Source organism: Chryseobacterium sp. WLY505, from assembly GCF_030846215.1.
In the GTDB taxonomy this organism is placed as follows: Bacteria; Bacteroidota; Bacteroidia; order Flavobacteriales; family Weeksellaceae; genus Chryseobacterium.
The window spans coordinates 185,824-211,976 of the sequence record NZ_JAVCWI010000002.1; the positions used below are offsets into that span (position 1 = coordinate 185,824).

Consider the following 26,153-nt stretch of genomic DNA (forward strand, 5'->3'; position numbering starts at 1 on the left):
TGTGATTCATTTTTTTATTAATATTTATAATTTCGCCATATGAACATTATATTAGCCTCGACATCCACACTTTTTGGTGGAGAATATCTGGAATACTTAAGAGAAGAATTAATCCAATTATACAAGGGAATTGACGAAATTGTATTTATCCCTTTCGCAAGACCAGGCGGGATTTCTCACGATGATTATACTGCCAAAGCACGTTCTTTCTTTGAAACCATCCATATAAAAGTAAAAGGACTTCATGAATTTGAAGATAAAAAAGAAGCCATTCATCAGGCAAAAGGGTTCTTTACCGGAGGCGGAAACACTTTTTTATTGGTTAAAACATTACACGAGGAAGGACTGATGTCTGTCCTGAAAGAAAATGTATCAGGAGGAAAAGCTTATCTTGGATGCAGTGCAGGCAGCAATATCGGAGGTCAGAATATGAAAACGACAAATGATATGCCCATTGTATATCCGCCAAGTTTCGACTGTATGGGATTGGTTCCTTTCAATATAAATCCGCACTATCTTGATCCTAATCCGGATTTGAAACATAATGGAGAAACCAGAGAAACCCGTATTCAGGAATTCCTTACCCAAAATGATATCAAAGTGGTAGGACTTAGAGAAGGGAACTGGATCAGAAGAACAAATGATTCTATTACTGTGGAAGGAAGTGAGCTGACAAGGATTTTTGAAAAAGGGAAAGAGCCTTACGAAATAGAAGCAGGAAGCAGACTTTAATGAACAAAGAAGAAATCGACCTTTTTATAGAACGTAATCTGACTAATTTTTCAGTAAACAGTACGGGATGGAATGACCTGATCTGCAACTTGCTGCATGAATTTGCTGTTGCAGGCTGGAATAGGGATCATCGTGTCTTTGGAAAAGAAAAGTTTGGTGAATTGAGATGCTATACCTATTCTGAAGATGAAACGCTCAATGACAAACTTAAAAAAATCAAAAGTAAATATTCGGAACTGTCTGTCAGGACGTGTGAGATCTGTGGAGAAGAAGGTAAGATGAGAACAATCGGTTCATGGCAGACCACATTGTGCCTGAATCACTTTCTGGAACAGCAGCCCGTTATTGAAATTGATGACAACCAGAATGTCAAAAGAGGCAATGAGACTGTTCTGAATATTCAGAATATTGTTAAAGCTGAGGTAGAATATGATCTTCAGAGATTGTGTCTTTACACGGGACAGATTGATTGGGAAGGAAAGAAATATTTTTCATGGCAGGAGCCTAACTACTATCTGCTTTTAAAAACAATTCCTTTATCATTGTTTCCAAAAGACAGACAGCAGGAAATTTCTACCTTGTTTCAAAGCTTGACTGGTTGTGAAATATGCGGTTATAAAGCTGTGCACCAAAGAAATTGTCTGCGCTGTCATCATGAACCCTGGAATGATTCCGGATATTTTGTTCAGGATTATGGTGATAAATCAAATTATATCAAAGAATGCCAGATGGATATTTTCATAGATGAAGACGATTATGAGAAATATTTTAAACATGATCGTTCATTTGAAAAATCTCCTGACCATCAGATTCTTTTCACTTCCGATGATCTCACTGAGTATAAAAAGCTTTTATTTTAACTATATTTGATTAGAATTAAATAGAGCAAAAGGTTCAGCTGCCGGCCAGCATCAATAGTTTTGCGAACTGTATCTGATACCTGCTTGCTTAGATCCAAACAACAATGCAATGAAAAAAACACTTGCTGTTCTTGTGCTTTCTGTACAGATAGTTGCTGCACAGAATATAGCCCAAAAATTAGATAAAGTAACAAAGGATCTTATGGATTCTTCAGGAGCAGTATCCTCCGGTTTATCTTTTTATGTTTCCGATGAAAATGGCAATTTTGTATATGAATATCAAGGAAATAAGGGGCTTTCTACTGCTTCTACACAAAAGATTTTCACGGCAGGAGCAGCACTTGAAACATTAGGAAAAAACTATACTTTCACCACCACTTCAAGCTATTCCGGAAATATCTCCGGAGGAACGCTGAACGGTAATCTTTTCATCAGCTCCAATGGTGATCCTACATTAGGAAGCTGGAGGTATGATGGCTATAAACCCGAAAATTTTAAAAAGAAACTGATTGACGCTATTAAAAATTCAGGAATCTCAAAAATATCCGGTGATCTGGTGATTGACGATTCTTATTTTGACCATCAGACGATTCCGGGAGGCTGGCCATGGGACGATCTTGGCAATTACTACGGAGCCGGAGTTTGGGGAGTCAACTGGAAAGAAAACCAGTTTGATATCAATATCAACGGAACCGATTTTAAAAGCTTTTCTTATCCGCTGGAAGGTGTGAAGTGGCTCAATGATCTTAAAACAGGCGGAAGCTCTGATCAAAGTCTGATTTTTACAGCTCCTCATTCTGATGTTGCTTTGATTAATGGAATGCTTCCGGCAGGAAAAACAGTAACCGTTTCCGGTTCTACTCCTAATCCGCCCCTCCAATTAGCCACAGAAGTAAAACAATGGCTGAAGGAATCCGGAATTGAATTGTCAGGAAAAGCAGTCACGAATTCTCAACTTGAAATAGAAGGAAAACAGGCTTTAGCAGCTCCTAAAAATAATATTATCCTTACTTATCAGTCTCCAACGCTGGATAAAATTGTCTATTGGTTTTTAAGAAAAAGTATCAATCTTTACGGAGAAACGCTGATTAAAACTTTAGGAAAAGAGAAAAAAGGAAATTCAGGTTTCAAAAGCGGCGTTTCTTATCTGAAAGAATTCTGGAAATCAAAGGGAATTAATCCTAATATGATCAATTTTGCGGACGGAAGCGGACTTTCTCCACAGAATTATGTGTCCGCAAAAGCTGAAGTTCAGGCTCTTTTATATGCTAAAAAACAATCGTGGTTTGAAGCGTACTATGATGGATTTCCGGTTCAGGATAATGGAATGAAAATGAAAAGCGGAACGATGAGAGATACCAAATCTTTCGCAGGATACCACACCGCAAAAGATGGGAAAAAATATGTATTTTCGATTATCATCAACAATTATCAGGGAAGTGGAAATACAGAGCTGCAGAAAATCCTGAATGTTTTAAAATAAAATTTAATGAAAAATCGTCCGCTTCTGTCAAGAATCAATAATTTTTTCGTTTTTGCATTGCTTACATTGGTGGTTGTAGCATTAATTGTTTCATCTAATTTTCTTATTAAAAACTTAAGAGAAAAAGAGGCTGAAAGAATAAAAGTTTTTGCTACAGCAATAAGAATTCTACAGGATAATCAACAAAAAAGTTCAGAAACTCAGGAGCTTCTCTTTGCAATTCTTACGGAGAATGATCAGATTCCGTCAATACTTACAGACGAAAATAAACAACCATTTTTGTTTGAGGGAAGCTCACGAAATATTGCTAAGGAGATTTTGGCTGATCCTAATGAACTGAACAATCTGATTACTAAAATGGAAAGTCATTATAATCCTTTTGAAATTGAAGTTGCAAATGGAGATAAACAACTTGTTTTCTATGATAACTCAGAACTGCTTAATAATTTAAGATATTACCCCTATTTTTTAGGATTATTCATATTAGCTTATCTGTTATTTTCATTTTGGTTTTTAAGAACGATAAAGAAAACAGATGAAGGGTATCTTTGGGCAGGTTTGGCTAAGGAAACGGCTCATCAGATTGGGACTCCTCTGTCTTCTATGATTGGGTGGATAGAAATTATGAAGCTTGATAATCCGGATTCAGATGGCGTACATGAGATTGAAAAAGATATTGAAAGACTGAGAACGATTTCAGAACGATTTTCAAAGATAGGCTCTATTCCTGAGTTAAATGACAGAAATTTTAGTGAAACTATTCAGGAGAATTATGATTATTTAAAAACAAGAATCTCCAGAAAAATCAATTTTACACTTAATTTACCTACTTATACTGTGCTGGTTCCTCATAACAAAATTCTGATGAGCTGGGTGATTGAAAATCTGGTGAAAAACGCCGTGGATGCGATGAAAGGAGAAGGCGCTATCACCATGTCTGTTTTTGAAAGAAATAAAAATATTCTCATTGAAGTAAAAGACAATGGAAGCGGGATGACAAAGCAGCAGTCTATAAATGCTTTTAAACCAGGCTATTCTACTAAGAAAAGAGGTTGGGGGTTAGGATTGTCTTTAGCGAAAAGAGTAATTCACGAATATCATAATGGTGATATTAAAATTGCCCAAACCGACGTGGGTAAGGGCACTACTTTTAGAATTATTTTAAGGAAATTAGTTTGATGAATAAACTGGGTTTCCAATAACATTAAAATAGGTAACAGAACCATCAGACCATTCAATTGCATAGTATTTACTATATATCATTTGGCCACCAGGAGTACCGGAACAATATCCATAAAACATTGTTGTTTTAACTTTATACTTTTCTCCATCTAAAAGTCCTCCATAAAAATTAAGCATTTGTTTTCTTGTTAGATTTTTCATAATTAAGTGTTTAATGTTAGTGTTTTAAATATAATATTTTTATGGTTCAAATCTTAAATTCATAACTTTTTATAATTAATTTATATTCTTTATGTGTATTATTTTTAAAATCATCCTATTAGTTTATACAACATGAACATTTGACTTTAAAAAGGTGAATAATTTGTTGGGTGCAGAATAAGTATTTGATAAATAATATGACAAAATAGATGAAAACTACATTTAAGTAAAAAAACATTTTACAAATAAGAAACCTAACAGGTTTTCAAAACCTGTTAGGTTTGCATCAAGTCATCTTAGACTTGTTTAAAATGCTCAACTTGAAGAAAATAAAAAGCGGGGAAAATTTCCCCGCTTTCTCTTTATTTTTTACCAGTAAGCCACTGGGTTTGTAGTTTCAGTTCTTCCGGAGTCGGATTTGTCTTGAATGTAGGCGTTTCCATGGTCATTTTATCCAGAACGGCCTTTCCTTTTAAGGTCATTTTCTCTTTCTTACCGGCATTATCTCTTAAAATAGTTACCGTAACTTCCTGTCCTTCTTTGATGGTTCTCGTATAACCAATAAAGTCCTGTACCTTTTTGATATCTACCGTTCTTCCGTCTAAAGCAAGTACCTGGTCTGTGATTTTAAATCCGATACTTTTTGCAAATGGAGATAATGCAGAATGATCGTCAAAAGCAAAAGCATTGGTCTTTTCATCAAAACCAGTCTGGTTGGGATCTTTGATAAACCAGAAAAGAGGCTGGCTTTCCTGTTTTTTAATATCTACGCCCACCATGCTCAGATATTGTGCATAAGGGGTTGGCTGGTTTCCTGCAATATATGTGTTATAGAAGTCTTTTACCTGAGGATATCCGGTTACTGTTACCAGTTCGTCAATCAGCTTATCATCTTTGAAAGGTTTGTTTTCACCAAATCTTTGAGACAATTTTCTGATCATATCACGATATCCCATTTCTCCGTTGGACAGTTTTCTAAGCTCGATGTCTAAACACATGGCTAAAAGAGCTCCTTTCTCATATACATTTCTGTACTGATCTTTATAAGGCTCTACCAATACATTTTTACTCATTACCGTAAATGGCATTGTATCATCATAGCTCTTGGAGTTGGAAATTTTTTCACCGATTCTTTCAAGGAACTGATCTTTGTTGATCAATCCTTCCTGAATCTGGAATAGGTTGGCAAAATATTCCGTTCCGCCTTCGTACATCCATAAGTGCTGAGACATTTTTGGATCTGCATAGTCGAAATAGTGAATCTCTTCAGAGTGGGTCTTCAAAGGGTTTACAGTATGGAAAAACTCGTGGGAAACCACATCTGTAATGGTATTGTCAATAGCATCTTTCGGCATAGCTTCAGGAAGAACTACACTTGTAGACTCGTGATGTTCCAACGCTCCGAAACCCTTTACTGTAGGGCCGTCACCACCGGAAAGATAAAGCATGATGGCATACTTTTTATTCGTGTTCATATCCCCCAGGAATTTCTTCTGGGCAACAACCATTTTTTCAAGATTGTCTTTAAAATCTGCGGCTTTGTATTTTCCTGTCGGAGAATATACACCCAGTACAAGATCCATTCCTCCGGCATTGAAGGTAATATAATCCGGTTTGGTGTACATTAACGGAGAATCTGTTACTTTAGCATAGTTGGCAAGAGTATAGGTATCCGTATTATCTGATTTATCCTGATCTACCAATGCTGTGGTTCCATAGAAATCAGTTGGTTTCTGAACCACCAGCTGATAAGGAACATCCTGCATATTCTCAATGTATCCTATGAATCCATGAGTATTGATCATGAATACTTTTCCTTCTTCAATATCAGTACCTGAAGGAGAAAATACAGCTTTATGCTTTGATGTATCCAATTCATCATCAAAACTATCATTCACAAGATATGAGATTTTGGAAAGTGCCTGAGCATTTTTCAATGAATAGGTATTGTCGTTTACTTTAGTATAAGTAAGTTCTTTTCCTTTATTATCGTAAAATTTGATTCCTTCAATGAATCTTCCGTAGTCGTCTACAGAATATGTACCTGGAACCGTTTTGGGGAAATGAAATTTAATATCACCGGATTTCATTTTCGGGAATTCCATGGTAACGGCTACTTTATCATCTTTTACATTAACAAGGTCAATGGTGGTTTTTATAGACTGAGCATTTGCTAAAAAAGCAGCAAAAATACCAAGGCTAAGTACTGTTTTTCTCATTAGGTTTAAATTAATAGTTAAATAGTTGCTTTTTTTCTGAGTTTGTTACGGAAAAAGTATTAAACTTTTCTTAAAGTTTTGATATCAAAAAGCGAAAAGGCAAATTTGCGGGTGTGCAAATCTGCCTTTTTTCTTTATTGAGTATTCTTATAATTGATGTAATAGTTCGGGTTTAACTCAACAGGAATGTTCTTTCTAAGCTTTACGGTCTGCCATTCTTCTGTTGGATTTATGGTCTGATCTCCATTGATGATGATAGGTAATTTCAGGTTTTTTACCACATCTGTATATCGGAATTTTAAAGTGTCACCATCCTGAGTATACTCCAGGGTTGGTATTTTAATGGTTCTCAGATACTGATCAAAGACCGTTGAAAAATCAATTCCTGATTTTGAGGAAATATAATTTTCTACCTGTTGCGTGGTAACCGTCTGATGATAAAAATCTTTATTCAAACCTCTTAAAATCTGTCTGAATTTTTCATCATTATTGATCACCTGTCTTATCGTGTGAAGCATATTGGCTCCTTTCGGGTACATATCTCCGCTGCCTTCATTTCTTACCCCGTACTGGCCAATAACTGGAATGTCATTGTCTATCAATTTCCTGATCCCCTGAACATAGATGTCAGCAGATTTTTTGTCCATATATTTTTCTGTGAAAAGAGTCTCGGAGTAGTTCGTGAAACTTTCATGAATCCACATATCAGCCTGGTCTTTTGCTGTAATGTTGTTGGCGAACCATTCATGGCCGCTTTCATGAATAATAATGAAATCCCAGTTTAGCCCAACTCCTGTCCCGGAGAGATCTCTGCCAAGATATCCGTTCTGATATTTATTTCCATAGGCTACATTACTCTGATGTTCCATGCCAAGGTGAGGAGATTCTACAAGTTTGTATGAATCTTCATAAAACGGGTACGGACCAAACCAGTATTCAAAAGCTGATAGCATAGGTTTTACCTGTTCAAACTGTTTTTTTGCCTTGTCCAGATTATAGTCAATTACCCAATAATCCAGATCCAGTTTTCCTTTTTCACCCTCAAATGTATCTTTGAAGTTTACATATTTTCCTATACTCGGGATAATGGAGTAGGCATTGATAGGATTTTTAACCTCCCAGGTATAAGTGGTTTTACTGCCGGTTGTTTTTTTATCAGTAAGTCTGCCGTTCCCCACACCCACCAGATCATTAGGCGTTACAATTTTCATAATGATCCCGTTATCAGGTTCATCACTCCATATATCTTTGGTAGGAAGCCAGATTGAAGCTCCTATTCCTTCGTCAGCAGCAGTCATCCATGGATTTCCTTTTTCGTCTTTCGTGAAAACCCAGCCGCCATCCCACGGTGCTTTTTTGGCTATGGTAGGCTTTCCGGAATAGGTGACGTTAATGGTATATTTTTCGCCTTTTTTGAATTTCTTATTCGTTGTAATGAAGATAAAGTCTCCATCCTGCTTATAATTGGCAATAGGAAAATTCCCTTCCACCTTATCCGCTTTCATCGGCTGTTGAAGATCAATCTGAAAAACAGGATTGGTAACATCTTTTATAATCTCAAAGCTGATTTTATTATTTCCTTTGATACTTTTCTGCTCAAAATCCGGTTCTACGGAAAGATCATATTTTTTGACATCCCAAAAATTTCTGAATTCAGTATTGGAACCTTTTAAAGTATCCTGTTTGGTGAAAACCTTATCCTTTTCAAAGAACTGTCCGAAAACCAGCCCTGACGCAAATAAGAGTGTATATGACAATTTTTTCATTTAAACGTATATTAAATCTTTTCAAAAGTATAAAATTAAATTAATAGCACATGCCGGAAATCAAATTAAATACAGATTTTAAGAAGACATAAAAAAAGCCCGGTCATTGCCGGGCTATAAAAAAACTGGTTAGGTTTTATTTTTTGATGAATTTCAGGTTTGAAGTCGTTCCTTTATCTTCAATTGAAATAATATAAGCTCCTGTACTTAGTTTTGATACGGAGATTTTATTGTCATTGATCTGGCCGTTCATTACTTTCTGACCCGCCATATTCGTAATGATAAACTGAGCTTTAGGTGAGATCTGAGTTACATTCAATACATCACTTGCCGGGTTAGGGTAGATCTGGATTGAGTTCTTATCTTTCACCGTCTCACTGGTAGAAAGCTGTTGCTGAATCAATACCGGATAATCCTCAACTTCACCATATTGCTGGTTGCTGCATCCGCTGTTTGGCTGGCTTTCATATCCTAATACAACTCTCATAATTACGTTTCCTCCCGTATAAGCATCTGCCGGTACGGAGAATGTTCCGGAAACAGGTGATATGGTACTAGCTGCGCTGGTATAGATGACTTCAGAAGAAGAGAATACTCCGTCTCTGTTAAAATCTATCCATGCTGTTACTCCGTCATTGTACTGAGCACTTGTCCATCCTTTGGTTATGCTTACATTATTCCCTGTAGATCCGGACATAAGGGTAATCAGTTTCGATGGGTCTGTGGTATAGTCTGTGTAAGGTGTATTGCTGCTGCTGTTTGAAACAGGGCTCATTCCGGCACCGGTTACTGTAACATTGGAAATATACTCGTCAGCAGCATTTGTTCCTGTGATTGAACACTTTGCAAATGGAGACGTTGTAAAATTCGTTGATGCTGAATAAGCACCAACCGAAGCACTACAAACATTGGCTACCTGTACTTCATATTGAGTAGCTTCTGTAAGCCCTGAAATAGTATAAGAATTTGTTGAAACAGGAACAGTAGTCCATGTTGCTGTTCCTACTTTTCTATACATTACAGAGTATGTTGCTCCTACTAACGCTGTCCAGTTTACAGATGCTGAAGTTCTTGTAATACCGGTTACTGTAATTCCTGTTGGAGCAGATGTTGTACAAGCACTTGCAGAGGCAGATACGGTAGCATTTCCAACAGCGTAGAATACATTATCAATGGCGCTTACTCTTATTTTTACGCTGGCACCTGTTGCCAGAGAAGAGAAAGAAAACGGCTCAGATCCGTCATTAGCTGTAGATGGGCTGATAACTGTCCATGTCGTTCCATTGTCTGTAGTATAATCTATTTTAACGTTTTGAACATTATATGGAGAATTATTGGTATTTACCACATCCCAGGTAACCGCTCCAGGTGTATTATTGTAAACCGTAGTTGAAGTTACTTTGAAAGGACCTTCATTTCCTATGTCCACCTTCATCAGGCTGCTCTGTGTCTGTTGTTGTGCAGCATCCGGATTATTATCCCTCACGGTTACTTTGAAATTCATCGTTCTTGGGATATTGGATACAGTTTCCCAGTCTACTGCACTGGTAAGAGTACCGTTAAGAACATTGGTGAATTTAGGGAAGTAACGAGTAGGCGAGGTTGTAGGCATCAATGATCTGAAATTTGCCCCATTATTTCTGGTTGCACTCACGGGTCCAAAAGCAGATGTAGCCAGATCATATTGTTCCCAGGTATAAGTCATAGGGTCATTTTGTGTATCTGTTGCAGAAGCTGTTAGCACAAAAGCTGTTCCTTTAGGGATCATTTTATTAGCCATTGGCTGTATAGAAGGAGGTGTATTGGCCACATTCGTAATAACTCCACAGTCCTGAGTGTTGACATATGCACCTACTTCTTCAATGTTTTTAGTATGAAAATAAGCATCAGAATGCATCTGAACATTATAGTTGGTAATACCGGCATATCCCATAATTGAAGATCCTGATCCCGGCTCCATGTGGGCTCCATGTAAAGCAATAGACATCGTGTGTGCTGCACCGAATTGGTGTCCGATTTCATGAGCTACAAAATCGATATCATAATTATCTCCAAAAGGCTGATCCGGAGTAGAAGGAGAAGTTATTCCTGCTCCTTTGGAAGTAGCATCATTGTTGTTTGCAGGATTTCTGCAGACATTTCCTACATCTCCGGCACTTCCGCCGCCACCTCTGTGGCCAAAGAAATGTCCTATATCATAGGCGGCATTCCCTACACCGGCAGTATTGGTAAGCGTTTGCTGAAGCTGCAGGTTCCATGCGCCAGGCGCGCTATAGGTTCCGTTTGAATTGGTGATTACATTTGAATACGGGTCAGTAGCGGGATCTGCAAATATAAGTTGGGGAAGATCCTGTACAATCATATGGATTCCAAAATCTTTTTCAAAAACCCCGTTTACACGGTTCATGGTAGCATTAATACGGGCTGCAGCCAAAGGAACACTTCCGGCAAGTTGCGTATATTCACCATTTACGGAGATAGCAATTCTGTAGGTTCTGTATTTTTGTTCATTACTTTTATTAGCGTTCCCTAAACCCTTTAAAACGTTTTTTGTTTTAAGCAGCTTATTCATTTCTTTCTTTGCCTTCTCAGGCTCAGCAGTTCTGCATTCGAAAGGATCTTCATGAGATTTGTTGGATTTGAAAAAGACTCCATACACATCCTTTTCTTTATTGATGGGTTCTATGAATTCATATTTTCCTGTATCTGTATTGAATGTCATAGACTGAAAATCGTTGGGTGCTGTACTGAACCGGATTTGTTTATGCGGATTATCCAGCCCGATACCTGCATATGCTCCCAATTCATATCGGTCCGCCATAGACTTTTCTACTACCGGCGAACTGTACACTGAAAACCTTTCAATTCTTCCATCTGCCGTAGGGATAGAAACAATTACAGCGTTTCCTCCTTTTCCTGCTTCAGGAGCATTTTTTAGTTGATTTCTTAATGCAGAAAGATCAAATTTGTAGGCATATTCTACCTTTACTTCTTTTCTTACCTGCGTAACTTTCTCTGAGACTGGTTCCCAGCGTTGTGCCTGCAGACCACCCAGACTTAAAGCCAATGCACAGACGAAAATAATTCTCTTTTTCATATTTTTTTATTGATTGTTATTTAGGTTTTAAAGATAGTTTATTTTTTCAAATCTTTAGTTAGTGATACATTGTTAATTTCTCTAAACTTTATAATTTTAGTTAAACTTTATCGTTGTTTTTAATTATATTAAGAATAAATATAATTAAGGTTGATTTTTTTAATAAAAAAAGCGCTACCATTCAATTGAATAGTAGCGCTTAAGCTTTTATTTAGTAAAAAATACCGTTTATTTCTGTACTGCCGGAAGATTTCCGTTGCTCTTCTGGACTTTTTTATAAGTGAAGGTACACATCATAATACTGAACTCATATAAAATAAGCAGCGGGAACGCGGCCATCAGCATACTCAAAACATCTGCCGGAGTAATGATTGCTGCTACCACCATAATCAAAACGATAGCATGACGACGGTAGGTCTTCATAAATGTAGGGGTAAGAATTCCAATGCTCGTAAGGAAGTAGATCAAAATAGGGAAAAGGAAAATAACGCCCATACCCAAAACCACCTGTAAAAATAAAGTGGTATAATCACTTAAATCATAAAGCGGAACGATAATATCCGAGATTTTAAAAATAACCCCGAAATTAACGGCAAACGGCAGAATCAGGAAATAACCGCATAATACTCCGGTCATGAAAAGAATCCATACCGCATTAATAATATAAATAGAATTCTTTCTTTCTCTTGGATGCAAAGCAGGACCAATAAAACGCCACAGTTCCCATACGATATACGGAAATGCAGCCACCATTCCACCAAAAATTGAAACAGCCATCATTACATTGAACTGCTGATACAATCTCTGTACACGAACCGGGAAGTCCTTTGGAAGATGAATACTGTCTTCTCCTAAAATCATTCTTGAAAAATGATTAACAACTCTGAAGGTCGGGAAATCATTTCTGGTGGGCCCAAAAAAGATATGGTCCATTATCCAGTTGATATTAAAACCAACCACAAAAGCCGCAATTATGATAGCAATAATCGAACGGATCAGATGCCCTCTTAATTCTCCTATATGTCCCAGAAAGGACATGTCTTTACCATCACTCACAGAATACAATTTTTAAAGCGCAAATTTATAAAAAAAATGACAGAAGCAAGAGTCTGCAGGTTATTAGTTAAATTTTACTTTTAATCTGCCAATTATCTTTTATTTATTAACCTCCAACTTCTGAATTTTTATCTTCTAGTTAATCCCTTCATCCAGCAGTTTATGCAGGTCTATAATCCCGAAATATTTTCCGTTTTCTGTTACTACCAGCTGGCCGATATTATTTTCTTTCAGAACTTTCATGGCTTCTTTTGCCAGAGCTTCTTTTTCGATAGTTCTTGGACGGGCAGACATAATATCTTTAGCCGATACCTTGCTGATATCTTCTCCTTTCATCAGCATTCTTCTTAAATCTCCATCTGTGATCACCCCAATAATCTGATCTTCATTGGTTACTACAGTGATTCCGTGGCTTGAGGCACTGATGGAAATGATGACATCTCTTATGGAAGAATTTTCTGTTACCTCAGGCTTTTGGGAAGATAAAAACTGTTCTACTTTAGAAGTAAGATTCTTTCCTAAGCTTCCTCCGGGGTGAAATTTAGCAAAATCATTAGCTTTGAAATCATTCAGTTCCATTAAAGCAACAGCTAAAGCATCTCCCAAAGCCATTTGTATAGTTGTAGAACTTGTAGGAGCCAGTTTATTCGGACAAGCTTCAACGTCCACATGAGTATCCAGAATAACTTCTGAAAATTCAGCCAGTTTACTGGTTTTATTTCCTGTCATTCCTATTAAAGCCGAAGAATAATCCTTTAAATAAGGGACAAGATTGGCAATTTCAGGAGAGTTTCCGGAATTCGAGATGCATAAAACAACATCCTGTTTCTGAATGACTCCAAGATCTCCATGAATAGCTTCCGAAGCATGCAAAAACTGAGAAGGCGTACCCGTAGAATTCAGGGTTGCAACAATTTTGTTACCCACGTGGGCAGATTTTCCTATTCCCACCACAATCAGCTTCCCTTTCGCTGAGTGAATAATCTCCACAGCCCGCGCAAATTGGTCATCAATTCTGTTTTTTAATTTTTCTAGTTCAGAAATTTCTATTTCTAAAGTGCTCTTTGCAATTGATATAATGTTGGTTCTATCCATTTTACGATGATAAGGTATACAAAAAAGTTCCTAAAAAACGTTATATTTTAAAAAGAATATTTAATATAAATTTTATTTTTTATAAATTCGTTCGCTTTTATTTTAAGCAGAATTTTTATAACTTTGGGTGTGATGCAAATTTAGCAATAGAAAATTAGATGAGCGCAAAAAAAGCCAATTTATCAGGCGAATTGAAAAAGTATTTTGGGTTTTCTACATTTAAGGGCCAGCAGGAACAAATTATAGACAACCTATTGAATGGGAAGGATATATTTGTTTTAATGCCTACAGGTGGCGGAAAATCATTATGTTACCAGCTTCCGGCTCTTATTTCGGAAGGGACAGCAATCGTAGTTTCGCCCTTAATAGCGTTGATGAAAAATCAGGTAGATGCCGTGAACGGCCTTTCATCCGATGATGGAGTAGCCCACGTGCTGAATTCATCATTAAACAAAACGCAGACCAAACAGGTTTTTGACGATATCAAAAGCGGCAAAACCAAACTTCTGTATGTAGCTCCTGAATCATTAATTAAAGATGATTACCTGGATTTTTTGAAAGAAGTGAAAATTTCCTTCTTTGCTATCGACGAGGCTCACTGTATTTCAGAGTGGGGACATGATTTCAGACCGGAATACAGGAATCTGAAACAGATTATTGACAAAATCGCCAATGTACCGGTGATTGCTTTAACGGCTACGGCAACTCCTAAGGTTCAGGATGATATCCAGAAAACTTTAGGAATGACCAATGCATTGGTCTTTAAAGAAAGCTTCAACCGTCCTAATCTATATTATGAAGTATGTCCTAAAATTAATGTAGATAAGGAAATCGTAAAATTTATCAATCAGCATAAAGGAAAATCAGGAATTGTTTATTGTCTGAGCCGTAGAAAAGTGGAAGAATTTGCCCAGCTTCTGCAGGTAAACGGGATCAACGCCCTTCCTTATCATGCTGGACTGGATCAGAAAGTGAGAGTGGCAAATCAGGATAAATTCCTGATGGAAGAAGTAGATGTAATTGTGGCTACCATTGCCTTCGGGATGGGAATTGATAAACCGGACGTACGTTTTGTAATTCATTACGACTTCCCAAAATCACTGGAGAGCTATTACCAGGAAACCGGTAGAGCAGGAAGAGATGGAGGCGAAGGTCATTGTCTCGCATTCTATGATCCGAAAGACATTGAAAAACTCGAGAAATTCCTGGCTCAGAAACCCGTTTCGGAAAGAGAAATCGGATTACAGCTTTTGAATGAAGTGGTAGGATATGCTGAAACTTCCATGAGCAGAAGACAATACATTCTGTACTATTTTGGAGAAAGTTTCGATCCGGTAAACGGAGACGGAGCCAAGATGTGTGACAATTCATCCAACCCGCCAAAATTAAAGGATGCTACAGCAGATTTAAAAAAGGCGCTGGAGCTGATCAGTGATACAGGAGAAAAGTTCAAGTCTAAAGATCTGATATCCGTCATTGTAGGAAAAGAAAATGCAGTGACGAAATCCTATAAACTTGAACAAAGTTCTCACTTTGGCTTTGGAAAGGATGAAAAAGATAATTACTGGAAAACAATTTTAAGACAGGCCACTGTTCAGAATTTTTTACAGAAAGATATTGAAACCTATGGGGTTTTAAAAATTACAGAAAAAGGAAAAAATGTCCTGAATGGCCAATCTAAAGACCACTTTTTAATTGCTGAGGACCGTGAATTTGATCTTACCCAGGCAAAAGCAGAGAGTGATCAGGTACAGCAGCAGGCTGGAGGAGGACTGGATCAGAACCTTTTTAACTTGTTGAAAGAATTAAGAAAGAAAGTAGCCAAAAAACATGGAATTCCACCATACACCGTATTTATGGATCCAAGTTTGGAGGATATGACGGTTCAGTACCCAATAAGTGTAGATGAGATCACCAAAATCTATGGGGTAGGGGAAGGAAAAGCCAAAAAATACGGTAAAGAATTCGCAGATTACATCAAAACATACGTAGAAGATAACAATATCGAACGTACTCAGGATATGGTATTGAAGCAGGTGGCCAATAAATCCAGCCATAAAGTTTTCATTATCCAGAGCACTGATAAAAAGATTGACCTTGAAGATATAGCAAGAGCTAAGAACCTTTCTATGGATGAACTTCTGAAAGAAATGGAAAGGATCGTTTATCAGGGAACAAAGCTGAATATCGACTATTATATTGAAGATAATTTTGATGAAGACATTGTAGACGGATTCATGGAATTCATGAACGAATCTGAAAGCGACAGTATGAAAGTATTGCTGGATGAATTCGGGGATGAATTATCTGATGAAGAAGTGAGAATGTTGAGAATTAAATTTATCAGTGACGTAGCTAACTAAAATGATTTTAAACAATAACGAAATAATTAAAAAAGAAATTCTTCCTAAGAAGAGTTTCTTTTTTAATATGACAGAAAAGTTGAGAACAGCTTTTTCTGTATTCTACCTTGCAATTGGTGTGTTTTTTATTACGAGTAGCTTAAATTCCAGTTTTTGGCTCTTTTCAATAATAGGGGTTGGGGTTTTTTGTAATGCTTTATACGTTACTTTTTTCAGATGGATTGTAAAGTATTGGAAAGTGAAAAATAACTATTATGTAATTACAAACCAAAGGATAGCTATCGTTGAAAAGGGAAGCGGGAAGGTTCTAAAATATAAAGAACTGAATGAAATAAAGGAGGTAAACGCCGAAATGAATACCAATCATTTTGGGAATATCATTTTTGGAGAGCCTGAAAGTTTTTTTGGTAAAGATGATGAGAGTTTTTCTTTTTTTAGAAGAAGAGGAGTCAATTTTACTGAAGATAAATATGCCTTTCTAAGTGTTGAAAACATTAACGAAATTATACCTTTATTTAACGAAATGGGCTTAAAGGTTAACAAAACTTTTTACTAACTTTACATTGATGAAAAAAATATCTGTCATATTTATTCTGCCGGACTTAGAAACCGGGGGCGCAGAAAGGATTGTTACCACAATAGCGAATCATCTTTCCAGAGATAGGTTTGAGCCTAAGATTTTGCTGTTACGTAAACAAGGCGGATATTTGAATTTTCTGAAAAAAGATGTCGAAATTATCGATATCAATACCGAAAGAATAAGACATTCTTTAAAACCCATTTTAGGAGAAATCTATAGAAGAAAACCAGATATTGTATTCTCCGGTTTTGGTGAAGTGAATGCTTATTTGTCCCTGTTCATAAAACTTTTTCCGAGAACAAAATTCATTGCAAGGGAAACCAATGTTGTCACACAGCATGTAACGCGTAAAGAGATTAAATTTTTCTATAATTTTTACAATAACTATCAGAGAATCATCGCTCAAAGTGATGATATGATGAAGGATCTTGTGGATAATTTTAATATTAAAAAGAAAAAAATTGTCAAGATCAATAATCCTGTAGACTTTGACTTTATTGAAGATAAAATGTCTATTTCTTTAAAACCGGAATGTTTCAAATACAATTATAAAAATGTAGTGGCCATTGGAAATCTGTCTTCCAGAAAAGGGTTTGATAACCTGCTGAAAGTTTTTTCAAGGCTGAAGAATGAAAACATTATGCTTCATATTTTAGGTGATGGAAAAGACAAAGATCTTCTGCTTCAGACAAAAGAGCTTTTAGGATTGAAAAAAGTGATTTTCCACGGCAGACAGGAAAATCCCTACCAATATTTGAAATATGCAGATTTATTTGTTCTTTCTTCACGATACGAAGGTTTTCCCAACGTTCTTCTGGAAGCAGGAGCGTGCGGAACCTATTCTTTAGCCAACAACTGTCCCGGAGGAATCAATGAGATCATCCAGCATAATGTAAACGGTGAAGTTGCCAATATTGAAAACTATGATGGCTTTGCCCAACAGATTGTGAACGTTCTTCAGAATAACTATAACAGAGACGCCATAAAAAACTCTATTAAATCAAGGTTCTCTAAGAATATTATTATGGATAAATATGAAAAGGTTTTACTGGATTTGATCAAACCTTGATAGCCCCATTTGTTTTGTAGGGTGTTAATTTCTTACTTTTGGAGCTATAAATTTTATCTGAAAACCAATTTTTCATCCATGAATAAAATCCAGAAATTAGGATGCGCCTGTGAGAAACCGAACTCCAGTTATACCGAATATAGAAGCTCAGCATTAGGAATTGATCATACCAACGGAAGATATGGAGAAGTAACGATTCAACAGTGCAAGTTGTGCCAGAGAATATGGATTCATTATTTTGTGGAATATGAGCATTATTCCAAATCAGGAAGATGGTACAAAGGAATTGTTTCAAAAAAAGATCGTCCTCACATTACTCCTGAAAATGCAGTGGAATTTCTGGAAAGCCTTGAATGGTATGTGTATGGTGGTTCGTTTTTTGAAAGTACAGGCGAATTCGGACAGGGAAAATTGAATGTGTAGTATTTGACTGATTTATAATATCAAACCCATGAAACCATTTATCATTGTTATTTTGATGCTGAATGCTGTTGTAATGACGGCTCAGCAGAAGTCCATCTCCAGAAAAGAATTGTTAAAAACAGCTCTTGATCAGAAAGTGAAATCTACAGAGATTCAGGAAATAACAATGGCTGCCGGACAAGGAGCACCTGAACATCTGCATCCCTGTCCCGTTTTGGGAATCATCAATTCCGGTGAAGCTGTTTTTCAGATCGAAGGACAAGAGAAAGTAGTACTTCATGAGGGCGATGCTTTTTACGAACCTAAAAATGTGAAAATCCTTCATTTTGACAATGCATCATCTGAAAAACCCCTTGTCTTTACCGCAATCTACCTGAAGAAAGGGAATGAGGAAAATATAAAGTTCATAAAATAATACTTTTCATCAAACTAAAGCATATAATTATCATTTTTAAAATTGATAAAACTCACTTTGGTGCTTGGTAATTTATATGTAAATTTGTGAGAATTAAGATAGATAATAATAAACAAATTCATAGAATAACATGAGTCAATTCGATGTTACCGTAATAGGTTCTGGTCCCGGTGGTTATGTTGCTGCTATCCGTGCAGCACAATTAGGTTTCAAAACAGCAATTATTGAAAAATATTCAACTTTAGGCGGAACTTGTCTTAACGTTGGATGTATTCCGTCAAAAGCGCTTCTTGACAGCTCTGAGCATTTCGAAAATGCAAAACACAATTTTGCAGGTCACGGAATCATCATCAATGAGCCGCAAGCGGATATTGCAAGAATGATCGAGCGTAAAAACGAAGTGATCAAGCAGAATACAGACGGAATCAGCTATCTGATGAATAAAAATCAGATTACTGTTTTTGAAGGAGTAGGAAGCTTCGAATCTGCTACTCAGATTAAAGTAACAAAAAACGACGGTTCTTCTGAAACAATCGAGTCTAAATATACCATCATTGCAACAGGTTCTAAACCATCTACACTGCCTTTCATCTCTTTAGATAAAGAAAGAGTGATTACTTCTACGGAAGCTTTAAACCTTAAAGAAATTCCTAAGCATTTAGTAGTAATCGGAGGTGGAGTGATCGGTCTTGAGCTAGGGTCTGTGTACCTAAGATTAGGAGCTCAGGTGACTGTTGTTGAATTTATGGATAAAATCATCCCTGGAATGGATGGAGCTTTAAGCAAAGAATTGACTAAAGTTCTTAAAAAACAAGGAATGAAGTTTATGCTTTCTACTGCGGTTTCTGCAGTTGAAAGAAACGGAGATACTGTAAAGATCACTGCTAAAGATAAAAAAGGAGCAGAAGTAGTAGTAGAAGGAGATTACTGTTTAGTTTCTGTAGGTAGAAAACCTTACACAGACGGTCTTGGACTTGAAAAAGCAGGTGTAGAGCTTGATGAAAGAGGAAGAGTAAAAGTAAACGATCACTTACAAACCAATGTTGCTAATATCTATGCAATCGGTGACGTTATCAAAGGTGCGATGTTGGCTCACAAAGCTGAAGAAGAAGGAGTTTTCGTAGCTGAAACATTGGCAGGACAAAAGCCTCACATCAACTATAATTTGATTCCTGGTGTTGTTTATACATGGCCGGAAGTTGCAGGAGTGGGTAAAACTGAAGAGCAGTTAAAAGAAGAAGGTGTAGCTTACAAAGTAGGATCTTTCCCAATGAGAGCTTTAGGTAGAAGCCGTGCAAGTGGTGATATCGACGGTCTTGTGAAGATTATTGCAGACGAAAAAACAGATGAGGTTTTAGGAATGCACATCGTAGGAGCAAGAGCTGCTGACCTTATTGCTGAAGGAGTAATTGCTATGGAATTCCGTGCAAGTGCTGAAGACATTGCAAGAAGTTCTCACGCTCACCCAACCTATGCAGAAGCGATCAAAGAAGCTGCATTGGATGCTACGGCAAAAAGACCTATTCATATGTAATATTTGATTAAAAGATTTAATCATTTAAAATAGTATAAATTAAAGGCTGTTTCCTTATGGAAGCAGCCTTTTTGGTGGTGCTTTTGGCATGAAAATGGACATGGTTTTGCAAAATTTCATGTATGAAAAAGATTTTTATCAGTGGGATGCTTTTGGCGGGAATCAGTTCATGGGCACAGGAAGCAGGAAAGGCAGGAGAATTATTAAAAAATGAGGCTTCTACTACAGAAATGAGAACCTCTAAAAGTCCTGATGAAAGAAATAAAACTTTCGATCAGCCGGGATCTGGAAATACTCCAATTCCTCAGAGAAGAGGAAATGAAAATAGAATGAAAAATCCTAATTATCAGTGGAATAAAAACTACGGTTATGCAGAAGTTTTTCTGAGAATTCCCGAGCAGGGATTTTTTACTGTGGAAGTTGGCGATCAGATGATGGCAAACGGTTCCGGAAAGTACAGATTCTTTGATCTTTCATCAGGGAGAATGCCCATTTCAATCTATGAGAATGGTTTTCTGATCTACAGAACAACACTCATGCTTCGGAACAACAACCGAATGGTATTGGATTTCTTTACCAACGAAGGTCTCTATCTCCTGGATTCGTATCCTGTACAAAATCAATATGGATTTAATGACTGGAACGATATCTGGAACAATCCTTACGGAAATCATTCCGGAGACTGGTCTCTTCAGGGAAATGTGATGGATAATCATTCTTTCCGTCAGTTTTTTGATATGATGATGAACAATGAGAGTTTTGATGAAGGGAAAATTAAGATGATCAATCAGCAGATGCGTACCTCTATGTTTACCTCAGCACAAATAAGAGATCTGGTGAAAGCACTCAGTTTTGATAATAAGAAATTGGCACTCGCCAAATCGATGTACCGTAATTGTGCAGATAAAGACCGTTATTTCTTGGTTTATGATGCTTTTGATTTTGAAAGCAGCAAGCGTGAGCTGATGGATTATATTTCGAACTTATAATATTCAACAGAAACGGGCTTTAGCCCGTTTATTTTATACAATCAATCCGCTGGCTTTAGCCAAAACATATTTTTTAAAACATAACGTTTTTTGTAGCCTCATAACTTTTTATAAAGCCCTTAAAAGAATTATAATTATATAGACTAGGATAGCATCTTCAAATTTCCGTACCTTTGTCAGCTAATTTTATCATCAATGCAACTCGGAAAAACTCAAACTTTAACAATTTCAGAAAAAATTAATTCAGGATGGATCCTTGTGGATGAATCCGGTGAAAAGGCTTTTCTACCTAAAATCTTTATTCAGGATGAAAAAGAAACAGGTGAGGAGGTTGAAGTTTTTGTGTATCAGGATGACGATAAATTAAAAGCAACTACTGAGATCCCATTGGCAGAAGTAGGTGAATTTGCGGTAATGAGCTGTGTACAAAGTCTTCCAAGCGGAGCTTTTATGGATTGGGGAATCATTAAAGATTTATTTATCCCTTACAAACAGCAGAAAACGAAAATCATTGAAGGGAAAAGATACCTGGTCTATATTTACGTAGACGAAGATATGGAACTGATTACCGGTACTACGAAATTCAAGAGAAATCCTCAGTATGATGAGCTTCCATTCAAAAAAGGAGACAAGGTAGACCTGATCATGATGAATGAAAGTGAACTGGGCTGGAATGTGATCATCAACAAGCGATACATTGGTTTGATCTATGCTTCCGATGTTTTCAAAAAACTGTATCCGTTGTCAGAAGAAACAGGATTTATCAAAGCGATCCGTGAAGACGGTAAAATAGATGTTTCTTTACAGCCGGAAGGTTTTGAAAACATTGATGAGTTCAAACAAAAGATTCTGAACAAACTGGAAGAAAACTACGGACTTCTGTATGTATCTGATAAATCTTCACCTGAAGAGATTAAGGATGAACTTCAAATGAGTAAGAAAAACTTCAAGAAAGCAATCGGAGGGCTTTATAAAGATAAAATCATCGATATCTCAGACGATAAGATCAAATTATTATAAAATAAAAAAACGGGCAGAAATTTCTGCCCGTTTTTTGTTACTCTCTGTTTTTAATCAGAAGCCATCCGTTGTAGGTTCTCCCATCAGAAACTTTTATGGTATACCAATAATTTCCTGTAGAAATAGGATGTGATTCATATTTCCCATCCCACTGAAAGGGACTCTTTTTAATAATTTCCTTATAGATCACAGCACCTCTTCTGTCATATAAACTTACCTCTGTTCCCGGATAATTTTCCAATCCAGCAATTCTCCATGTATCATTGATTCCATCACCGTTGGGACTGATTGCATTGGGTATATTGAAAATCGAGAAGTTCTTCTGCCCGATAATACATCCGGATTTTGTTCTCACATACACTGTATATTCTCCCATATTTAAATTAGTAAATATATTAGAATCCTGCCATGTGAGATTATCTAAAGAAAACTCATAATTTCCGCTCTGAGAAAGAATTACAGTTGCTGTATTGTTTGTAATATTCACAGAAACAATATGAGCCAAAACAGAATAACTCACCTGGGTAGAGCTTGTACTTTCACATCCGAAAACGTTGGTTACTTTCACAGTGTATGTTCCCGGAGTAGATGCTGTAATGGTTTGAGTTGTTGCTCCCGTATTCCATTCATAAGACTTAAATCCCGGACCCGGATCTAAAACAACTGATTTTCCTTCACAGAAATCAAGGGTAACAGGAAGCAGAACAATAGGTTTTGGATTAAGAGTAAGATTTAATCTCACCACTTTAAAACATCCGTCCGGAGTTGAAACCCTTACATGGATAAGAGTTGTCCCGACATTTAAAACATAAGCTGAAGGATTTGAAATAGGGTTTCCTGCAGTATCAGTATACGTGAAAATATAATTCCCCGGATTAGTAATAATACTAGCTTCATAAGAGTGAAGATTAACAACCATAGAATTGGCAGTAGTCGTATTACATTGTACATGCGTAATGTCTTTTGCGGGCACATTATTGGTAGATAAAGTTACTGTAATTGCCAGTTTTTCAGATTCACAGTTGTTTATTGTTTGGGTTACAAAGTACGTTTGTCCGCTTACAAGAGGAGCGGTCACTGGAATTACATTTCCTGCTGCATCATAAAATTTAAGGAATGTTCCTGTTACTACAATCTTTTCTATTGTAGGATTTGCAGAAGCACAGAAATCCTGATTAACATTTGCTGTCGGCTTAGGAGTTGTATTTACTGTTATCTGAACTGCTGTTTTATTACTTTCACATCCGTTAATAGTCTGAGAAGCATAATAATTTTGTCCATTAACAAGAGCAGTTGTTGCAGCTAAAATATTTCCCGCTGCATCATACCATTTTATATTCTGTCCAGCGATCTGAATATCAGAAATTTTTGGATTATTGGTAGCACAGAAGGTTTGATTTAAGCCAGCAACAGGCGATTGGGTTGCAGTGATGACCACTGTTTGATTTTGTGTTACAATATTTCCATTCCCATCATCATAGGTCCAAAAGATTGTGTAGGTTCCCGGAACCGAATACGTAAGAGGAGCGGGAGTGGTTGCTGTAACTGTCCCTGCGCAATTGTCTGTGGCTGTAGGAAAAGACGTGATAACAGTATTGCAGTCTCCCGTTATTGTCGGAAGTTGTGCTACATTAGGAACAGGTGGTGTATTATCCCCTACAACAACATGTATTGAAAAATTACCGTCGCACCCGTTTGTTGTTCCTGAAATATGACAGGTATATATCCCGGAATGAACAGTTGAAGAATTAGGAATTAAAGGATTCTGCTGGTTGGATGAGAATCCATTAGGCCCCGTCCAGTTGTATACAGTTCCTCCTGAGGCATTGAGTTGAATATCAGATCCGATACAGATGTTTTGACTAGAGTTTTGTGGAATATTGTTGCATTTTTCCATTTTTAGTAAATAGCCATCCATGTTTAATTGGTTGCCATTGATAGCATGGAGAAAAGACTGATTAGGAGATGGGTCGAAATCACAATGCCAGTCAAAAGTTCCAATATAATAATAATCATTACTCTTGTTTACTGTTTGGTATATTCGTGAGACGGAATTGGGGAAATTATACGTATCCGACCCGATTTTAAAAGAATTTTTGTATTGTCTGTTTGTATCAAAGGAAATCGTACAGCCTTCTATATATCCATTTCCCTTAGTGATCATATTGGTGGCAATGTCTGGATTGGCATCAAAACTTTTATCAAAGGTTCCGCTTACGTGAATTTCGTTATTATCATCACAGTCTAATCCAAAAATTACAAGTGGGAAATGTTGTCCTGTATTTATATATTTTTTTACATCCAGCAGAGTATTACTGGTGTCGAACCATAATAAATAAACACTTAAATAAGTATTTGATGAGAGCAGATACTGATTGCCAGAGGGATCTACGTCAATCGGAAGAAACTGGGCCTGCCAGTGCCCTGAAACAATCAGTTTATCATTTTTATCAATGGTAATCCTGGAAAAACTCTGGTCCTGTAATTCGCCAGACCAAATCAGGTTCCCCACAGAAGAGTATCTCTTTAATACATATCCTCCCGGACCATATAGAGTGTTCATGGCAAAATAAACATCATTATTGGAGTTTAAAGCTATTTGGCCTTCTATACCACCTGTTATTTTTTTTAACCATTCAACCTGTAGGTTGGGCTGAAGTTTTATGATATAGGTGGCCGCTGAAGAATTTGTATCATTAAATGGAGTATTTGAAGCTTGTGAAAATATAAGATTGGAAAAAGCAAATGTACTTATGTATATATTGCCGTTATCATCTACGGAAAAAGATTGAGGAGTAGAGTTGGTTATCTCAGCTTCATTAATAAGTGTTCCATTGGTATTTAAAATCGTCACAGTAGTATATCCATTGATAAACATACCTTGTTGTGAAGACTTGCTTGTTAATGCATATACTTTTCCATTTTTTACTTTAAGATCATAATCATAATCATTATGCATATTGCTGATTTTATGACTCCATAAGTAATTCCCATTACTATCCAGTTTGATAATAAAAGTAGTTCCATAGGTACCGGAACTTGAGTAATTGGTTGGAACTATGAGTTGTACATTAGGCCCCGGATCAGCATCAATTCCGCTGAATCCAAGTGTTCTGCCTAACAGATAGATATTACCTTCATCATCTTTATCAATTTTGGTAATAAAATCATCATAATCAGTATAGCTTTTAAATTGTTTTACCCAGGAAAAATTTTGTGAAAATAGAAGTATCGTGCTCAAAAAAGAGAACAGCGAAAGAATTTTCTTCATCGGTTAGTAATTTTTGCGGCAAAGATATAAAAATAGGTTTCTTATTGAATAATAAGTAATCGTAAACTTTCATTCATAAACATGATCGATGTCATGACATTTTTGTTTAATTTTTTTGTTTAACAATTTTGTCAAAAATATTTTTTACTATAAATTTGCACAAATTTGTTTAACAAAAATGTCAAATCAAGCAAAAAAAGACCAAACACAGGAATTGATCAAGGAGACAGCGAAGAATTTATTCTTTGTGAAAGGAAAATTTGATGCTACTACGCAGGAGATTGCAGATGCAGCCGGAGTGAACAGAACCCTTATTAATTACTATTTCCGTTCAAGAGATAAGCTTATCCAGATCATCTTTGATGAAGCACAAAGAGTAGAACAGGAAAAATCGAAGATCATTCAGAATTCTGATCTGCCTTTTAAAGAAAAGATCAGTCAGTTCATAGAAAGCAGCCTTTCTACCAGTCTTCAGTATCCGTATCTGGAAACGTATATCGTGTCCCAGATCAATAAAGGAACCTGCCATCAGAGAGAAATTGAAGAAGATATCCTGAACGATATGTACAAGGATATTGAAAAAGAAATGGAATTGGGAAATATTGAGAAAATGGCACCCGTTCAGTTTATTCTGAATATGGTTGCGCTATTGGTGTTCCCAAGTGCAATAAGACCATTATTTATGGAAAATCTTTTAATTAATGATGAAGAATATGATAAGATTATTTCTGAAAGAAAAGAGATTATTATCAATATGTTGTTCAAAAACTAAAAAAAACTAAAGTATTTCTGAAAATG

At 36.5% G+C, this 26,153-nt stretch carries 20 protein-coding genes; 13 read left to right on the forward strand and 7 right to left on the reverse strand.

The features are described 5' to 3' along the window. The first annotated feature begins 39 nt into the window (after nt 1–39). From pepE to RAH34_RS06295, 4 genes are all read left to right on the forward strand, one after another. Nucleotides 40–732, forward strand: a complete 693-nt coding sequence (gene pepE / locus RAH34_RS06280; RefSeq protein WP_114821264.1) for a dipeptidase PepE — start codon at nt 40–42, stop codon at nt 730–732. Then, nucleotides 732–1,592, forward strand: a complete 861-nt coding sequence (locus RAH34_RS06285; protein WP_306595538.1) for a hypothetical protein — start codon at nt 732–734, stop codon at nt 1,590–1,592. The genes pepE and RAH34_RS06285 overlap by 1 nt, the downstream gene beginning before the upstream one ends. Before the next feature lie 109 nt (nt 1,593–1,701). After that, complete coding sequence (gene dacB, locus RAH34_RS06290; RefSeq protein ID WP_306595539.1) at nt 1,702–3,075, forward strand: D-alanyl-D-alanine carboxypeptidase/D-alanyl-D-alanine-endopeptidase; 1,374 nt, start codon at nt 1,702–1,704, stop codon at nt 3,073–3,075. A 6-nt stretch (nt 3,076–3,081) separates the two neighbouring features. Further along, entirely contained in the window at nt 3,082–4,254 is a 1,173-nt protein-coding gene (locus RAH34_RS06295) for a HAMP domain-containing sensor histidine kinase (protein ID WP_114821267.1), read from the forward strand. Here the strand turns inward: RAH34_RS06295 and RAH34_RS06300 are convergent. The 6 genes from RAH34_RS06300 to RAH34_RS06325 form a co-directional block, all read right to left on the reverse strand. Next, nucleotides 4,246–4,458: a hypothetical protein gene (locus RAH34_RS06300; RefSeq protein ID WP_114821268.1), complete on the reverse strand. Its 213-nt coding sequence runs from the start codon at nt 4,456–4,458 to the stop codon at nt 4,246–4,248. The two genes, RAH34_RS06295 and RAH34_RS06300, sit on opposite strands and share 9 nt — an antisense overlap. Before the next feature lie 362 nt (nt 4,459–4,820). Further along, entirely contained in the window at nt 4,821–6,677 is a 1,857-nt protein-coding gene (locus tag RAH34_RS06305; RefSeq protein WP_306595540.1) for a PDZ domain-containing protein, read from the reverse strand. 134 nt (nt 6,678–6,811) lie between these two features. Next, entirely contained in the window at nt 6,812–8,443 is a 1,632-nt protein-coding gene (locus RAH34_RS06310) for a M1 family metallopeptidase (protein ID WP_306595541.1), read from the reverse strand. 136 nt (nt 8,444–8,579) lie between these two features. After that, nucleotides 8,580–11,540, reverse strand: a complete 2,961-nt coding sequence (locus RAH34_RS06315) for a reprolysin-like metallopeptidase (protein WP_306595542.1) — start codon at nt 11,538–11,540, stop codon at nt 8,580–8,582. Between the two features lie 228 nt (nt 11,541–11,768). Next, on the reverse strand, nt 11,769–12,596 hold the full coding sequence (gene tatC, locus RAH34_RS06320) for a twin-arginine translocase subunit TatC (RefSeq protein WP_183037386.1): 828 nt from the start codon (nt 12,594–12,596) through the stop codon (nt 11,769–11,771). Between the two features lie 135 nt (nt 12,597–12,731). Next, nucleotides 12,732–13,691 carry an SIS domain-containing protein gene (locus RAH34_RS06325; RefSeq protein WP_306595543.1) on the reverse strand — a complete coding sequence of 320 codons (960 nt, stop codon included), beginning with the start codon at nt 13,689–13,691 and terminating at the stop codon, nt 12,732–12,734. 158 nt (nt 13,692–13,849) lie between these two features. On the opposite strand from RAH34_RS06325, the gene recQ reads away from it, so the two are divergent. The 8 genes from recQ (at nt 13,850) to RAH34_RS06365 (ending at nt 22,084) form a co-directional block, all read left to right on the forward strand. Further along, nucleotides 13,850–16,054 carry a DNA helicase RecQ gene (gene recQ, locus RAH34_RS06330; RefSeq protein WP_306595544.1) on the forward strand — a complete coding sequence of 735 codons (2,205 nt, stop codon included), beginning with the start codon at nt 13,850–13,852 and terminating at the stop codon, nt 16,052–16,054. A gap of 1 nt (nt 16,055) precedes the next feature. Then, nucleotides 16,056–16,610, forward strand: coding sequence for a hypothetical protein (locus RAH34_RS06335; protein WP_306595545.1), 555 nt, complete (start codon nt 16,056–16,058; stop codon nt 16,608–16,610). Nucleotides 16,611–16,620: 10 nt separating this feature from the next. Beyond that, nucleotides 16,621–17,703: a glycosyltransferase gene (locus RAH34_RS06340; protein WP_306595546.1), complete on the forward strand. Its 1,083-nt coding sequence runs from the start codon at nt 16,621–16,623 to the stop codon at nt 17,701–17,703. Between the two features lie 78 nt (nt 17,704–17,781). After that, a complete protein-coding gene (locus RAH34_RS06345) occupies nt 17,782–18,126 on the forward strand; it encodes a hypothetical protein (RefSeq protein ID WP_162800931.1) in 345 nt (114 codons plus the stop codon). A 28-nt stretch (nt 18,127–18,154) separates the two neighbouring features. Then, nucleotides 18,155–18,541: a cupin domain-containing protein gene (locus RAH34_RS06350; protein WP_114821276.1), complete on the forward strand. Its 387-nt coding sequence runs from the start codon at nt 18,155–18,157 to the stop codon at nt 18,539–18,541. A gap of 130 nt (nt 18,542–18,671) precedes the next feature. Beyond that, nucleotides 18,672–20,075, forward strand: a complete 1,404-nt coding sequence (gene lpdA, locus RAH34_RS06355; protein WP_114821277.1) for a dihydrolipoyl dehydrogenase — start codon at nt 18,672–18,674, stop codon at nt 20,073–20,075. A gap of 122 nt (nt 20,076–20,197) precedes the next feature. Continuing rightward, complete coding sequence (locus RAH34_RS06360) at nt 20,198–21,064, forward strand: DUF4476 domain-containing protein (protein WP_306595547.1); 867 nt, start codon at nt 20,198–20,200, stop codon at nt 21,062–21,064. Between the two features lie 195 nt (nt 21,065–21,259). Continuing rightward, nucleotides 21,260–22,084 carry a S1 RNA-binding domain-containing protein gene (locus RAH34_RS06365; RefSeq protein WP_306595548.1) on the forward strand — a complete coding sequence of 275 codons (825 nt, stop codon included), beginning with the start codon at nt 21,260–21,262 and terminating at the stop codon, nt 22,082–22,084. A gap of 37 nt (nt 22,085–22,121) precedes the next feature. Here the strand turns inward: RAH34_RS06365 and RAH34_RS06370 are convergent, their stop codons facing one another. Next, complete coding sequence (locus RAH34_RS06370; protein ID WP_306595549.1) at nt 22,122–25,355, reverse strand: T9SS type B sorting domain-containing protein; 3,234 nt, start codon at nt 25,353–25,355, stop codon at nt 22,122–22,124. Between the two features lie 178 nt (nt 25,356–25,533). On the opposite strand from RAH34_RS06370, the gene RAH34_RS06375 reads away from it, so the two are divergent. Beyond that, nucleotides 25,534–26,127, forward strand: a complete 594-nt coding sequence (locus RAH34_RS06375; RefSeq protein WP_114821281.1) for a TetR/AcrR family transcriptional regulator — start codon at nt 25,534–25,536, stop codon at nt 26,125–26,127. The last annotated feature ends 26 nt before the right edge of the window (nt 26,128–26,153 follow it).

What these genes read in the sequence shown, in the direction of transcription:
- pepE (WP_114821264.1), top strand. Translation starts at nt 40, where the DNA reads ATGAACATTATATTAGCCTCGACATCCACACTTTTTGGTGGAGAATAT.
- RAH34_RS06285 (WP_306595538.1), top strand. Translation starts at nt 732, where the DNA reads ATGAACAAAGAAGAAATCGACCTTTTTATAGAACGTAATCTGACTAAT.
- dacB (WP_306595539.1), top strand. Translation starts at nt 1,702, where the DNA reads ATGAAAAAAACACTTGCTGTTCTTGTGCTTTCTGTACAGATAGTTGCT.
- RAH34_RS06295 (WP_114821267.1), top strand. Translation starts at nt 3,082, where the DNA reads ATGAAAAATCGTCCGCTTCTGTCAAGAATCAATAATTTTTTCGTTTTT.
- RAH34_RS06300 (WP_114821268.1), bottom strand. Translation starts at nt 4,458, where the DNA reads ATGAAAAATCTAACAAGAAAACAAATGCTTAATTTTTATGGAGGACTT.
- RAH34_RS06305 (WP_306595540.1), bottom strand. Translation starts at nt 6,677, where the DNA reads ATGAGAAAAACAGTACTTAGCCTTGGTATTTTTGCTGCTTTTTTAGCA.
- RAH34_RS06310 (WP_306595541.1), bottom strand. Translation starts at nt 8,443, where the DNA reads ATGAAAAAATTGTCATATACACTCTTATTTGCGTCAGGGCTGGTTTTC.
- RAH34_RS06315 (WP_306595542.1), bottom strand. Translation starts at nt 11,540, where the DNA reads ATGAAAAAGAGAATTATTTTCGTCTGTGCATTGGCTTTAAGTCTGGGT.
- RAH34_RS06325 (WP_306595543.1), bottom strand. Translation starts at nt 13,691, where the DNA reads ATGGATAGAACCAACATTATATCAATTGCAAAGAGCACTTTAGAAATA.
- recQ (WP_306595544.1), top strand. Translation starts at nt 13,850, where the DNA reads ATGAGCGCAAAAAAAGCCAATTTATCAGGCGAATTGAAAAAGTATTTT.
- RAH34_RS06335 (WP_306595545.1), top strand. Translation starts at nt 16,056, where the DNA reads ATGATTTTAAACAATAACGAAATAATTAAAAAAGAAATTCTTCCTAAG.
- RAH34_RS06340 (WP_306595546.1), top strand. Translation starts at nt 16,621, where the DNA reads ATGAAAAAAATATCTGTCATATTTATTCTGCCGGACTTAGAAACCGGG.
- RAH34_RS06345 (WP_162800931.1), top strand. Translation starts at nt 17,782, where the DNA reads ATGAATAAAATCCAGAAATTAGGATGCGCCTGTGAGAAACCGAACTCC.
- RAH34_RS06350 (WP_114821276.1), top strand. Translation starts at nt 18,155, where the DNA reads ATGAAACCATTTATCATTGTTATTTTGATGCTGAATGCTGTTGTAATG.
- lpdA (WP_114821277.1), top strand. Translation starts at nt 18,672, where the DNA reads ATGAGTCAATTCGATGTTACCGTAATAGGTTCTGGTCCCGGTGGTTAT.
- RAH34_RS06360 (WP_306595547.1), top strand. Translation starts at nt 20,198, where the DNA reads ATGAAAAAGATTTTTATCAGTGGGATGCTTTTGGCGGGAATCAGTTCA.
- RAH34_RS06365 (WP_306595548.1), top strand. Translation starts at nt 21,260, where the DNA reads ATGCAACTCGGAAAAACTCAAACTTTAACAATTTCAGAAAAAATTAAT.
- RAH34_RS06370 (WP_306595549.1), bottom strand. Translation starts at nt 25,355, where the DNA reads ATGAAGAAAATTCTTTCGCTGTTCTCTTTTTTGAGCACGATACTTCTA.
- RAH34_RS06375 (WP_114821281.1), top strand. Translation starts at nt 25,534, where the DNA reads ATGTCAAATCAAGCAAAAAAAGACCAAACACAGGAATTGATCAAGGAG.